The organism is Pseudomonas abietaniphila (assembly GCF_039697315.1).
In the GTDB taxonomy this organism is placed as follows: domain Bacteria; phylum Pseudomonadota; class Gammaproteobacteria; order Pseudomonadales; family Pseudomonadaceae; genus Aquipseudomonas; species Aquipseudomonas abietaniphila_B.
The window spans coordinates 4170871-4182950 of the sequence record NZ_CP155619.1; the positions used below are offsets into that span (position 1 = coordinate 4170871).

A 12080-nucleotide genomic window follows, 5' to 3' on the forward strand; every position below is an offset into this window, starting at 1 on the left:
GATCGTCTCTCACATGTCGTCGAGGAATTCGAGGCGCGCCTGAATCATCAGGAACGCGGCGTGCCTGACCACTTCAAACAGCGTCGGCTTTTCGATGATCAATCGCGAAAGAATAGCCAGCATCGTGTCGGCATGGCCGTCGTCGCACTCGATGTGCAGGGTGAAGAACTTCAAGTCCTCGAGGGCGACGCCCTGTTTGACCAGACCGGCAACGATGTCGCTGTAGAGCGACGGCACGATGGCTTCTGCGCCCAGGCACAGCGCGGACAGCCCATAGATGCCTTCGGGCTGTTTGCAGAAATTCATCATCGTGTTGATCAGGCGCTGCGTTGAAGGCCGTGTCGGGAAGGCGTCCAGTTGCAAGTCGAAGTTGAGCAGCATGTCGCGGTAAATCTGTGAATGAGGCGGTTCGCTGACCTCGCCAAAGCCCATCTCCTCAAACAGGTTGTCGAGCAGGTGCAGAATGTCTTCGTTGGACTCCAGGTTGGCCATCAACTGACAGATGTAGCGGGTGAAATGCCGGCTGTACTTGCCCTGCTGCACCATGAAGGCTTTCAGCCGGTCGAGCGACGCCAGCCCGTTGCGGCATTCGATCAGAAACGGATGCCTCGAGATCTGGTCGATCATTTCCTCTTTCAGTTGCGCGAGTTCCTGAAGGATGAAGTCGCTGTCGTTCTGATAGGTGTACTGCATGTCGAAGCGTTGGGTCATGTTGTTCATCAAGCGATCCCTCGCAGGGCGGTGACAGTCGGTGTATGGACGCAGAGGACGTTCAGGCAGGCTTGCTGCAGTTTTTCCAGACCCAGGGTCAGGGTGTTTGCGTCGATGGTCAGAGGTGGCATCAGCTTCAGCACCTCGCTTTGCGGACCGCAGGTTTCCACCAGCAGCCCGTGTTCGAGACAGGCGCTGACGAGTCGGGTGGCGATGTCGGGGTCACTGAATTTCAGGCCCATGAACAGGCCGCGTCCCACGACCTGCGCCGTGCCGGGCGAGGTCTGCGCAACCAGCGTGTCCAGTGCCGTGCGGATCAGCCGCGAGTACACGCCGATGGTGTCTTGCAGCCGGGTGTCCTGCCAGTAATCCAGTGCCGCGCAAGCCGTGACGAACGCCGGGTTGCTGCCCCGAAAGGTGCCGTTGTGTTCGCCGGGCGCCCAGCAGTCGTGCTCGGGTTTGATCAGCACCAGCGACATGGGCAGGCCGTAACCGCTGATGGATTTCGACAGGCAGACAATGTCCGGCGAAATGCCCGCAGGCTCGAAGCTGAAAAAGCTGCCGGTGCGCCCGCAGCCTGCCTGGATATCATCGACGATCAGCAGTGCGCCGAGGTCTTTGCACAGTTGCTCGATCCGTTTTAGCCAGTGCGTCGAGGCACAGTTCAAACCCCCTTCGCCCTGAACGGTTTCGAGGATGATCGCCGCCGGTTTTTCGTAGCCGCTGCCAGCGGTGCTGTAGAGCGTTGCGATGATGTCGGCGCTGTCGATGTCCGGGCCGAAGAAACCGTCGTACGGCAGGCGCACCACATTCGACAATTCGACGCCGCCCGCACTCCGCTTGTCGCCGTTGGCGGTCGCGGCCAGTGCGCCGAGTGAGACGCCGTGAAACGCGTGGGTAAACGCCGCGACAGTGGATCGTCCGGTGGCTTTGCGCGCCAGCTTCAACGCGGCTTCCACGGCATTTGTTCCGGTCGGGCCAGTGAATTGCAGTTTGTAGTGCATGCCACGAGGTTTGAGGATCACCTGCTCGAAGCGCTCGATGAACCGGGATTTTGCGTCACTGTGAAAGTCCAGCGTGTTGGTCACGCCGTCCTGTTCGATGTACGCCAGCAGCTGTTTTTTCAGGTGCGGGTTGTTGTGCCCGTAGTTCAGGGAACCCGCGCCGGCAAAGAAGTCGACATAGCTCAGGCCCTGGACGTCGGTGAGGGTCGCGCCGCGTCCGGTGGCGAATACCACGTCGCAGTCCCGGCAATAGGAACGCACGTTGGATTCAAGCTGGTAGATGGAAGTCGAGGTGTTCATAGGTTCCGTCCCGTGCAGCGCGTCAGCCTGCATTGCGCATCATGATGTAGTTGCCCAACCCGTTTTCCTGGCCATAAAAGATCGACAGCATGTCTTTGATGTCCAGGTGCAGGACCGTGCATTCGGAGGCCTCTTTGAGCTCATCGCGAAAGCGGATATTCAGGTCCTTGAAGCCCATCTGCACCAGCGCCTTGATGGGCGTGGTTCGGGTGTCGAGGAAGCAGTTGGCGAGCACGTTGTAGTTCTTCTCCTTGAGGCAGTGATGCAGGGCGGCTTTCACCAGCGCGGCAAAGACGCCGTGGGGATAGGCGGCAAACTTCTGATCGCGGTAGCGCGCAGGGACCATCAGTCTCGCGCACTCCACCAGCGACCCTTGCGCGGCGTGGCGCAGTGGCGTGATGTCGATGAAATTCTCCACCGGCAAGCCCTGCGCACTGTCGATCACCATGCGCATGACGCCGACCGGTTCGCCTTCGCTGCCGGTGGCCAGCAGGTACACCGACGAGGCGTGAAAGCGATCGTTGCGTGGGTCGGTGTTGGTTTCATCCAGCCAGCCCAGTTCTTCTTTGTAGACTTCCTCCCAGATCGCCTGGACCTTGGCCAGGTCCGGTTCGGTGCTGGCGATATAGACCTGATTGGTGCGCCGCGTCGGCACCGGGAAATCAAGTGGCAGCGTTGATGTGGTCATAGTGCGAACCCCAGAGTTTGTAGGTATACGAGATGACGGCGATGGCCAGGATCATGACCGTCGCGGTGATGACGCCCACCGAAGTGGCTTCCCAGTACTCGAGCAGCGTGCCCAGCAGAAACGATCCGACCGGGTTGCCGCCCATGAAGAACAGCATCAGCAGCGCCAGCACTTGCGCCTTGTTGCGCGCGGGGGCGTTTTCCTGAATCAGGGTCTGGCCCATGCTCAGCGCGATGCCGCCCAGAAACCCCCATCCAGACAGCAGCGTGAGCAGCAGCCAGCGGTTGAACACGTAGGGCATGACGACCAGGACAAGCGAGGCCAAAACGCAGCTCACGATCAGCATGCGTGGCTTGTTCTGCACGCCGCCGGCGAGCACCAGCGTGGCGATGGATGCGATCAGTCCGACCATGAACACGATGTTCGCGGTCGCCAGCAAAGAGGCGTCGTAGTCTGTCAGTTGAGACAGGTGCAGCGGCATGACGACGAAGTACGAACCCAGGAAAAACACCCCGATCAGCCCGTTGAGCAACAGCACCGGAAAGATCACCGGGTGTTTCACCGAGAAGCGAAAGGCCTCGCGGGTTTCGGTCAGCAGGTCCGACTGCGGCTTGGCCAAGGTGGTCGTGGAGATCCGTGCCACTGAAACGGAAGCGGTCAGAAACAGCACCGCCAGCAGCAGGAACATCACGCTGACGCCGAGCCACGACACCAGTCCGCCAAGGGCATAACCCATCACCTGAATGCCGAACTCGATGCCGATATTGATCGTGACGATTTTCTGCAACTGCCGCTGGCCGAGCACGTTGAGCCAGGCTTCCCGGGCCGGTGCGCAGAAGGCGGAAAGTACGCCGAACAGCAGCGAGTACATCAGCACCATTGAATAGCTCAGCGAACCTTGAAAGCACCAGGCCGCGAATAGCAACGCGACCATCGCGGCGATCAGGTAGAGGCGCGTCAGCAGGCGACGCAGCGGATGCCGGTCCGCCAGGTAGCCGCCGTAAATCACCAGCGCCAGCACCGGGAGCATCAGGCACATCTGCGCCACGCCGAATTGAAAGGGCGAGGCATGAAGAACGCTGATCAGCACCCAGGGCAGGAAGATGCTCTGAATGCCCACGCAGATGAACCACAGGCCCGATCCTGTCAGGAACAGACCGATGTCGCGGGTTTCGTGAAGGCGGGTTGTCGCGTTCAAGGCACTTACCTCGGTGTGGCCCTCGCGTACGAGGGCCGTTGTCATCAGGCAACGTTGAAGTGCTTCTGGTGTTCGTCCGGGTTGGCCCACTCGCCGTTGAACTCGTAGATCCCGTTGTCGAAGGTCGAGCCGTCGAACCAGTAGTACTTGGGCATGGCGGGCAGCGGTGTGCTGTAAGGCGCGCCTTCCAGGTCGCAGAGCATCAGGGTCGAGCGGCAGAGGATCAGGTAGTGGGAGGCGGTGGGTGCGATGGACAGGATCGGCACGTTGCCGGTGTCCTGCATCCAGCCGTAGATGTCCGGGATGCTCGGGAAACGTGGCTGATAGGACGCCTGCAGCTTCACCAGCTTGTCGACGAGGTCGGGAGTCATCTGCACGTCTTCGGGAATCCCGTAGAAGTCCTCCAGGGTCAAACCGTCCTTTTCGAACTTGTAGATGTTCGCGCCCCAGCCGACCACCGACGACGCGAGCATGCCTTTGCACTTCTCCGATTTGCGGTAGGCGCGGTGCAGGGCATACCGTTCGCCGATGCTGTAGAAATCCATCTGGTCGAGCACCAGGTCGCAGTTCTCCACGAACGCGTCGGCGGTGTGTTTCTGGATGCCTTCCGGAAACACTTCGATGGTCACGTCGCCGGCCAGCTTGTGGACTTCCTCGGCCACCACCAAAGCCTTGTTACGGCCGACGGTGTTCACGGAGGCGCCGAACTGGCGGTTGATGTTGCTGATCTCGAAAGAATCCGGGTCGGCGATCTTGATATGGCGCACGCCCAGTCGGGCCAGCCCCAGCGCAACGGCGCCGCCAATGCCGCCTGCGCCTGCCACGCCGACCACCGCATTGGACAGCTTGGCCTGATTGGCGACCTGCTCAAGCACGGTGTTGCCCAGGAAGCAGCCGCTGCGGGACACCCGTTCGTCGTAGATTTTTTGGTTGAGGACGCCTTCCAGCGTCACGATGCGTGCTTTCTTCAGCATGGTCTTGCTCCTTGATTAATTGCGGCCGCCGCAGAAATTGCAGGTCAGTGCAAGCGGGGTATAGGGTCCGTCGAGGAATACTTGAACTTCGCGATACAGTTCAAAACGCTTCTTTTCAAACAACATGGCGTGCGTGCCTTTATCAATTAACACCGAGCGCTTACTGGGGGCGTTAGTCAGGTGGCTGTATAACCAGTCGGTGTCTTCGCGCGGGGTTAAAACATGGTCGTAATCTCCGCGTGTAATTAATACGGGTACTGTCACTTTGGCCGGGTCCCAATAAGTACCGTGCCAGGCGTCGTAGATATCCTGAGCGAATCCGCCGGGTACTTTTATCGTGCCTTGGCGGGTGCCGCGCTCTGACAGGGAGTCGCTCGGCCAATGCTTGATGAAGTCGTCTTCCAGCTGCACGTCGGTGCCTTGCGGGCGATCGTCTGTGAGCATGGCGAGGCGCTTGTCCATGGGGATTTCATAGAAGTTCAGGCTGGGTCGGTCAGCATTGCCGAACAGGCTTTTGATGACCGCCGGGTCGATGCCGTCGCGGCGCACGATGGGCGAGTTGAAGACCACTTTGTCCAGCTTTTCCGGGTGTGCCGTGACGTAATAGCCCACGGGAATCGCGCCTCGGGAGGTGGCGATGATCGTAAGTTTCCGGGCGCCGCTCTGCTTGAGGATGTAGTCGACCGTGGCGTCCAGCACGGGCACCAGGCTCTTGGCATTGCCCACCGGATCCTTAGTGGTGCCGGCGTCCGGCTTACGCATCTCGGGGTAGTCGTCGGAGCGGCCATAACCGGGCAGATCCACCACCCAGGCGTCGCGCCCGGAGTTGGCAACATCGCCAGACCAGGAATAACCATCTATGGGATAACCGGCGGACAACTTGCCGGAAATCGTGGCGCCGTGAACAAATAAAACCACTTGGGATTCTTTGATCATTGCGCGATTCGGGCCACGGGCTTTGTCTTCCCATAGCGCGATATTAATCGGCGAGTCCGGCAGTTTGAATGTATGAAGTTTCGAACTTTCGGTAGCGACTGAAGTGGATGTTTTAACGGGTTCTACTTGTGCGGCAAAGGTCAATGTACAGGCGAGTGAAAGCAATAAAGCGGTTGCAGTCCGTTTCATGGAAGGGCGTCCAGGGCGTTAGGTGGGGCAAGACTTTCACGATCCCCGGCCCCTGTCTGTTCACGTTTTTTTAAACGGATTAATTTTTTCTGAATGGGTAATCACCGGCCCGGCACTTAATCTTGCGTTCAGGGGGAATTCATCCATGAATGCGAGCAAACGATTCAACGACTTACACCGGCCTGACAGCCCACTCTTCGTGATGCCCAACGCGTGGTGCGAGGGGAGTGCGCGTCTGATCGAGCAACTGGGTTATCCGAGTGTGGGGACCACCAGCGCGGGCATTGCCTTTACGCGCGGGTACCGCGACTCGTCGCCCGCCATGGACGACGAAATGAAGTTCGAGGCACTGGACCGCATCGTGCGCGCGGTCCAGATTCCTGTGAGCGCAGACCTTGAAAACGGTCTGGCAAGAACGCCGGAAGGGGTGGAAAGCAATTTTCGACGTATCTCGGACATGGGCTGCGGCGGCGCGTCCATCGAGGACATCGCCGATTACAGCAACCCGAAAGCGCCGGTCTTCTATTGCGTCGAGCAAGCCTGCGAGCGCGTAGGCGCGGCGTGTGAGGCAGTACGCACCCGCAATCCCCATTTCGTCGTGACCGCACGCACTGATTACCTGCTTGGGCAGAACGACTATTCATTGAGTGAAGTCATCAAGCGACTGGTGGCTTTTGAAGCGGCGGGCGCCGATTGCCTGTTCGCGCCCGGGTTGCGCAGCATGGAAGACCTGAAGACTGTGCAGAGCGAGTTGTTCAAACCGATCAACGTCCTGCCGGCGCCGCGCATGACCATCGACCGTTTGCGGGCGGCTGGCATTCAACGGGTCAGCCTGGGCAGCTCGCTCTTTCGCGCGGCCTATAAGCAAATCTCGATGGTGTTGGCAGAGCTGGATCAACTGACCGGACTGGATTATATGCAGCGGGCGCTGCCGTTGGAGCATCTGGACAAGGTCATGCGTTGAAATGCGGTGGGTCAGTCACTTCCGGTGATGCTGACCCGCCGCCTTCGTCGGAGTGCCGCCCAGACCAAGCTCGCTCCCACCGGTTCTATGTCATCCACAACGTATCGGATCGACGCGAAACCTGTAGGAGCAGTCGGAGGTTACGAGGGTCTGGGCCGCACTTCGGACGAATGCGGTCGGTCAGGCACCCTCAATGGCGCTGACCCACCACATCCGTCGAAATACCGCCCACAACACTGGACCGCACTCCGGACGAACGCGGTGGTTCAGTCTCCCTTTTGATTCAGCCGATCACGCAAACACGAAATACTTGCGCACGGTTTCCACGACTTCCCACGTGCCTTTCATGCCCGGTTCGATGATGAACTTGTCACCGGCTTTCAGGTGAATCGGGTCTTTGCCTTCCGGGGTGATGATGCAATAGCCTTCCTGGAAGTCGCAGTATTCCCACTTCACGTATTCCACATACCATTTGCCCGGTGTGCAGATCCAGGTGCCCATGATCTTTTCACCGTCGGCACTGGTGTAGGCGTTGAGGTTGACAGTGTGCGGGTCGCCGCCGATGCGTTCCCATTTGCAGGCGTCGACGACGGGCAGTGGCGTGGTGTCGCGAAGAACGATGATCGGGTTGCTCATGACAGCTCCAGAAAGGTGGCGAAAGTTGCGCTCGCACACCTTAGGGGCGCCGTTGCCGCGTCAGTTGTCTGAGCTCGACATCGGTGTGCCCAGAAACGCAGTTTCCGGGGTCAAATGGCGCAGCAACGCATTGATGTATTCAGGCAGTCGGCCGAAATCAGGCGCGCACAGCAGCAGTGTACGGTCGGCCCACCGGTCGCTCAGCGGCACGCTTTTCAGTTGGTCGGCTTGCTGAAAGCGCTCGACGGCCGCTTGAGGCACGACACCCAGACCGGCGCCACGCACGACCATGCGCATCACCCCGTCGAAGCTCTCCGCGCGCACGCGGGTTTTCAGTCGACGGCCCAGGTGCAACGCCTGTTCTTCGAGGTAAATCGCCATGGCACTGTTGACCCCAAGCCCGACGAACTCGTGGTGCAGCGTCTGACTGAAGCGCAGGCTGTCGTGATCGGCCAGTGGATGGTTCGCCGGCATGATCAGCGTCAGCGGGTCAGTGCAGAACGGTACGGTTTGCAGGTCGCTGGCGTCGACCGCGTCGGAAATGATGCCGATGTCAGCCGTGCCGTGACGCACCGCATGCAGAATACGCAGGCTGGGGTGTTCTTCCAGATGGAGGTCGATGTTGGGATGACGGGCGAGAAAGTCGGCCAGACGTTCGGGCAGGTGTTCACTCAGCGCAGACGTGTTGCACAGCAGGCGAATCTGACCCTTGAAGCCTTGCGCGTAGTCGGTGAGGTCGGCTTGCAGGCGTTCGACCTGCTGCAGAATCAGCCGTGCATGTTGGGCCAGGGCCTTGCCTGCGGCGGTCGGCGTTACCCCGCGCCTGCCACGTTCGAGCAGCGCGATGCCCAGTGAAGATTCCAGCCCTCGAATCCGCGCGCTGGCCGAGGCCAGAGACAGATGACTGTGCGCGGCACCCGCCGTGATGTTGCCGGCCTCGGTCACGTTGAGGAAAAGCTTCAGGTCAATCAGGTCGAAATGCATGGGGTTTGCTCCCACAGGTTGAACGTCACGCGAAGGCGCAGTGCAACATCAGGCTCTGTTAAAAGCGAAGGCTGAATCAATATATCGCAGATTTTCAAACCGGGCAGACCCGCGCAGGATGCGCCGATGACTACCTTTTTCTCGCTGTACCAAAACATCGGCTGGAGCCTGACTGCTCTGGTGTTGTTCGCCTTCCTGCTGGCGGGCACCGTCAAGGGTGTGATCGGCATGGGCCTGCCCACCGTCGCCATGGGGTTACTTGGCATGGCTATGTTGCCGACACAGGCTGCCGCGTTGCTGTTGATTCCTTCGACCTTTACCAATGTCTGGCAACTGGCGGCAGGCGGGCACTTGCGCAGTTCACTGAGGCGCCTGTGGCCGTTGCTGGTCATGATCGCGGTGGGGACGGGATTGGGTTCTTACGGATTGGGAATGGGCGGTGCGCATTCGATGGGACGTGCGCTCGGTGGCGCGTTGTTTGTCTATGCGCTGTGCGGTTTGTTTCTGCACACGCTCAAGGTGCCGCCTCAAGTTGAGCCTTGGCTGGGCCCGCTGTGCGGGTTGATCACCGGACTCATCACCTCGGCCACCGGTGTGTTCGTGATTCCCGCCGTGCCTTATATCCAAGGGCTGGGACTGGACCGCAATCAACTGGTGCAGGCGCTGGGCCTGTCCTTCACCGTGTCCAGCCTGGCGTTGGGCGCCGGGCTGTTCTGGAATGGCGCACTGGGTGGCGCCGAAATGACCGCCTCGCTACTGGCGGTGGTCCCTGCGCTGATCGGCATGATGCTCGGTCAATGGTTGCGCCAGCGCATCAGCGCGTCGCTGTTCAAGCGCGTGTTCTTTGTAGGCATGGCCCTGTTGGGCCTGCATCTGTTGATCAGCGGCTGAATGTTAAGGAGGGCATTCCAAGTCAACAATGCCATTTCAATTCGTGCGTCCAGCGCAAATGTTTTTTGCCTCACTTCGGCTTATTTCGGTCCCTTCGAATCGATATCCTGCAGCCCATTCCAATTCCCCTTTCTTATTACTCGCGCTCGAACGCATTCCTCTTCCGTGAAGGATGACGGTCGGGCCACGACGAGGCTTTCAATGAAAAAAATCCTGTTCATCAATGGCGGCAAACAATTCGCTCACTCTGAAGGTCGTTACAACGCCACCTTGCACGACGCTGCATTGGCCTTCACCGACCGCGCGGGTTTCGATGTGAAACAGACCTTCATCGACGGTGGTTACGACGTCGCCGAAGAAGTGCAGAAGTTTCTCTGGGCCGACGTCATTGTCTGGCAGATGCCAGGCTGGTGGATGGGCGCGCCGTGGACGGTGAAAAAGTACATCGATGAGGTGTTCACCGAAGGCTATGGCAGCCTGTACGCAAACGATGGCCGCACCCGCTCAGACAACTCGCAGAAGTACGGCAGCGGTGGGTTGCTGCAAGGCAAGCAATACATGATTTCGGCGACCTGGAACGCACCGCAGCAGGCGTTCGACGACCCGACCGACTTCTTCGAAGCCAAGGGCGTGGACGCTGTCTACTTCCCGTTCCACAAAGCGAATCAGTTCCTCGGCATGACCGGTCTGCCGACTTTCCTTGCCGTAGACGTGATGAAAGTGCCGAACATTGAAGCCGACGTGAAACGCTACGAGGCGCATCTGGCGTCGGTCTTCGGGTGCTGATCTGAGGCGGCGTCATCGGCGTGAACCGATGACGTGCCCACGGTTTACTTCACGCCGTTAAGGAACAGTGTGGCGTGGCTGACGAACAGGTCTGGGTATTGGTAGATCGCTCCATGGTTGGAGTCCGGATAGATCACCAACTGCGCGTTCGGCAGGTTGTGCTGCAGGGTGACGTCGTTGACGGTGTAGAACACGATGTCGTTGCTGCCTGCGACCACCAGTGTCGGTTGCTTGATCGCTTTGAGGTAGTCAGTTGCGTGCTCGGATGGCGCGCCCCAGCCGGCGATGGCCGTTGCCTGTGCCGGGGCCGTCTGGCTGCTGACGTCGATATCGCGATTCACGGTGCGGGCTCGCAGCCGGGTCAGGAACTCTCGCCCTGCGGCCTGGCTTGCAGCGCTCGGCGTGAAGAAGACATCGAGCAACAGTTCGTCAGGCACCTCTCGTTTCTTCGCCAGATAACCCTGGAATTCCGGGGTCAGCGACGCCATGCCGACACCGCCACGGGGCGATGAGCCGACCAGAATCAGGCGGCGCACGACGTCCGGGTGATCGAGAGCAACCTGCTGAGCAATCAGACTGCCCATCGAGAAACCGAGCAGGTCCGCTTTTTTCACGCCCAGCGCCTGGAGCAGCCCGGCGGCGAATCTGGCCATGTCCTCGATGGTCTTCGGCACTTCACCGCTTGAGCTGGCGACGCCTGCGTTGTCGAAGAGGATGACTTCGCGATCGCGGGCGAAGCCGTCGATGACTTTCGGGTCCCAGCTGTCCAGGTTGCCGACGAAATGCTGAAGGAACACCAAAGGCACGCCGCCTGTCTTGCCGAACCGGCGGTAGGCCAGATGAGCGCCATCGACGTCGATGAACTGTGTCGGGGCGGTTTGGTGGGTGTAACCGTGGGTGTTGCTGGGTGCAGGAGGTGGAGTGCCGGCCTGGGCATTCAGCGTTGCGCAGGCAGCTGTCAGCGCGGCGATGGCCAAGGTCTGGCGCAACGCCCGACGGGAGTTGAAAACGATCATGGAGATGTCCCGGAAAAAGTGTTGTTTGAAGTAGTCGATGTCGAACGAACAGCCCCGATCCGGTTGGGTCGGGGCAGTGTGCAATCAGGCCGGATTTTTTACGCTTGGGCGTTCTTGGACCTTCGCTTGCCAGGCCACCAGAGCTGTGCATTCTTCGGGAATGGCGATGGCGGCAAAGCCTGCGAACACCAGTCCGGCGTACACGGTGATGTCGGCCATGGAGAAGTGATCACCTGCCACATAAGGCTGGCTGCGTAGCACGTCATCGAAGTACCTCATGCCCGCAACGGCTTTCTCGCGCTGACGATTGCCCCACTCGACACGGCCTTCCCAATCGGGGCTCTTGTACGGTTGCAGCGCTGCGCCCAAGCCAGGCGTGGCATGGTGGAAGTAAAAGCCGATCGGGTTTTCCAGTTCGGACTCTGCCCGCCGCTGCATCATGTGGATGATGGCCTTTTCCTTCGGTGTTTTACCGGTGAGGACCGGGTTGCCGTCCTGGTTGTCGAGGTATTCGGTGATGGCGGTGCATTCAGAGATGTGGGTGCCGTCGTCGAGTTGCAACACGGGGACGGTGCCCAAGGGATTGATGGCTAGAAACGCCGGTTGTTTGTGCTCCGCCGCAGGCAGATCAATCGTGATGAATTCGACTTTGGACGCCAGGCCTTTTTCAGCAAGGGCGATCCGGACGCGAAGTGGATTGGGGAAACCGGGAATATCGAAAACTTTCATGCGAGCTCCATAGCTGTCTACCTATCGGTAGGTATACACTGCGCCGAGAAGATTTGAATTGTCAACGTCTATCT

Annotated in this window: 13 protein-coding genes; 3 read left to right on the top strand and 10 right to left on the bottom strand. The window is 59.6% G+C overall.

The features are described 5' to 3' along the window. Window positions 1-9: 9 nt before the first annotated feature. Genes ABDX87_RS18420 through ABDX87_RS18445 form a run of 6 tightly spaced genes read right to left on the bottom strand, consistent with a single transcriptional unit; the run spans window position 10 to window position 6000 of the window. Window positions 10-720 (bottom strand): TenA family transcriptional regulator, encoded by a 711-nt coding sequence (locus ABDX87_RS18420; protein ID WP_346829169.1) that lies wholly within the window; start codon window positions 718-720, stop codon window positions 10-12. Next, complete coding sequence (gene ectB / locus ABDX87_RS18425; RefSeq protein WP_346829170.1) at window positions 720-2015, bottom strand: diaminobutyrate--2-oxoglutarate transaminase; 1296 nt, start codon at window positions 2013-2015, stop codon at window positions 720-722. The genes ABDX87_RS18420 and ectB overlap by 1 nt, the downstream gene beginning before the upstream one ends. Before the next feature lie 22 nt (window positions 2016-2037). Further along, the gene (locus tag ABDX87_RS18430) at window positions 2038-2703 is read right to left on the bottom strand and encodes a GNAT family N-acyltransferase (RefSeq protein ID WP_346829171.1); all 666 of its coding nucleotides are present in this window, start codon (window positions 2701-2703) and stop codon (window positions 2038-2040) included. Further along, window positions 2678-3901 carry an MFS transporter gene (locus ABDX87_RS18435; RefSeq protein ID WP_346829172.1) on the bottom strand — a complete coding sequence of 408 codons (1224 nt, stop codon included), beginning with the start codon at window positions 3899-3901 and terminating at the stop codon, window positions 2678-2680. The genes ABDX87_RS18430 and ABDX87_RS18435 overlap by 26 nt, the downstream gene beginning before the upstream one ends. Before the next feature lie 44 nt (window positions 3902-3945). Then, window positions 3946-4875: a ThiF family adenylyltransferase gene (locus tag ABDX87_RS18440; RefSeq protein ID WP_346829173.1), complete on the bottom strand. Its 930-nt coding sequence runs from the start codon at window positions 4873-4875 to the stop codon at window positions 3946-3948. A 15-nt stretch (window positions 4876-4890) separates the two neighbouring features. Continuing rightward, window positions 4891-6000, bottom strand: a complete 1110-nt coding sequence (locus ABDX87_RS18445; RefSeq protein ID WP_346829174.1) for an alpha/beta hydrolase — start codon at window positions 5998-6000, stop codon at window positions 4891-4893. A gap of 145 nt (window positions 6001-6145) precedes the next feature. Here ABDX87_RS18445 and ABDX87_RS18450 point away from each other — a divergent pair, with 145 nt between their 5' ends. Next, window positions 6146-6964 (top strand): isocitrate lyase/PEP mutase family protein, encoded by an 819-nt coding sequence (locus ABDX87_RS18450; protein ID WP_346829175.1) that lies wholly within the window; start codon window positions 6146-6148, stop codon window positions 6962-6964. Between the two features lie 291 nt (window positions 6965-7255). On the opposite strand, the gene ABDX87_RS18455 is transcribed toward ABDX87_RS18450, so the two are convergent. After that, window positions 7256-7600: a cupin domain-containing protein gene (locus tag ABDX87_RS18455; protein ID WP_074756107.1), complete on the bottom strand. Its 345-nt coding sequence runs from the start codon at window positions 7598-7600 to the stop codon at window positions 7256-7258. Between the two features lie 60 nt (window positions 7601-7660). Next, on the bottom strand, window positions 7661-8584 hold the full coding sequence (locus tag ABDX87_RS18460; protein ID WP_346829176.1) for a LysR substrate-binding domain-containing protein: 924 nt from the start codon (window positions 8582-8584) through the stop codon (window positions 7661-7663). Between the two features lie 126 nt (window positions 8585-8710). On the opposite strand from ABDX87_RS18460, the gene ABDX87_RS18465 reads away from it, so the two are divergent. Together ABDX87_RS18465 and ABDX87_RS18470 are read left to right on the top strand one after the other, a co-directional pair. Then, on the top strand, window positions 8711-9475 hold the full coding sequence (locus ABDX87_RS18465) for a sulfite exporter TauE/SafE family protein (RefSeq protein ID WP_346829177.1): 765 nt from the start codon (window positions 8711-8713) through the stop codon (window positions 9473-9475). A gap of 201 nt (window positions 9476-9676) precedes the next feature. Beyond that, window positions 9677-10261: an NAD(P)H-dependent oxidoreductase gene (locus tag ABDX87_RS18470; RefSeq protein ID WP_346829178.1), complete on the top strand. Its 585-nt coding sequence runs from the start codon at window positions 9677-9679 to the stop codon at window positions 10259-10261. 44 nt (window positions 10262-10305) lie between these two features. On the opposite strand, the gene ABDX87_RS18475 is transcribed toward ABDX87_RS18470, so the two are convergent. Together ABDX87_RS18475 and ABDX87_RS18480 are read right to left on the bottom strand one after the other, a co-directional pair. Further along, entirely contained in the window at window positions 10306-11277 is a 972-nt protein-coding gene (locus ABDX87_RS18475) for an alpha/beta fold hydrolase (protein WP_346829179.1), read from the bottom strand. 84 nt (window positions 11278-11361) lie between these two features. Next, on the bottom strand, window positions 11362-12006 hold the full coding sequence (locus tag ABDX87_RS18480) for a glutathione S-transferase family protein (protein ID WP_346829180.1): 645 nt from the start codon (window positions 12004-12006) through the stop codon (window positions 11362-11364). Window positions 12007-12080 lie beyond the last annotated feature (74 nt).

What these genes read in the sequence shown, in the direction of transcription:
- ABDX87_RS18450 (WP_346829175.1), top strand. Translation starts at nt 6,146, where the DNA reads ATGAATGCGAGCAAACGATTCAACGACTTACACCGGCCTGACAGCCCA.
- ABDX87_RS18470 (WP_346829178.1), top strand. Translation starts at nt 9,677, where the DNA reads ATGAAAAAAATCCTGTTCATCAATGGCGGCAAACAATTCGCTCACTCT.
- ABDX87_RS18430 (WP_346829171.1), bottom strand. Translation starts at nt 2,703, where the DNA reads ATGACCACATCAACGCTGCCACTTGATTTCCCGGTGCCGACGCGGCGC.
- ABDX87_RS18455 (WP_074756107.1), bottom strand. Translation starts at nt 7,600, where the DNA reads ATGAGCAACCCGATCATCGTTCTTCGCGACACCACGCCACTGCCCGTC.
- ABDX87_RS18465 (WP_346829177.1), top strand. Translation starts at nt 8,711, where the DNA reads ATGACTACCTTTTTCTCGCTGTACCAAAACATCGGCTGGAGCCTGACT.
- ABDX87_RS18480 (WP_346829180.1), bottom strand. Translation starts at nt 12,006, where the DNA reads ATGAAAGTTTTCGATATTCCCGGTTTCCCCAATCCACTTCGCGTCCGG.
- ABDX87_RS18460 (WP_346829176.1), bottom strand. Translation starts at nt 8,584, where the DNA reads ATGCATTTCGACCTGATTGACCTGAAGCTTTTCCTCAACGTGACCGAG.
- ectB (WP_346829170.1), bottom strand. Translation starts at nt 2,015, where the DNA reads ATGAACACCTCGACTTCCATCTACCAGCTTGAATCCAACGTGCGTTCC.
- ABDX87_RS18420 (WP_346829169.1), bottom strand. Translation starts at nt 720, where the DNA reads ATGAACAACATGACCCAACGCTTCGACATGCAGTACACCTATCAGAAC.
- ABDX87_RS18440 (WP_346829173.1), bottom strand. Translation starts at nt 4,875, where the DNA reads ATGCTGAAGAAAGCACGCATCGTGACGCTGGAAGGCGTCCTCAACCAA.
- ABDX87_RS18445 (WP_346829174.1), bottom strand. Translation starts at nt 6,000, where the DNA reads ATGAAACGGACTGCAACCGCTTTATTGCTTTCACTCGCCTGTACATTG.
- ABDX87_RS18475 (WP_346829179.1), bottom strand. Translation starts at nt 11,277, where the DNA reads ATGATCGTTTTCAACTCCCGTCGGGCGTTGCGCCAGACCTTGGCCATC.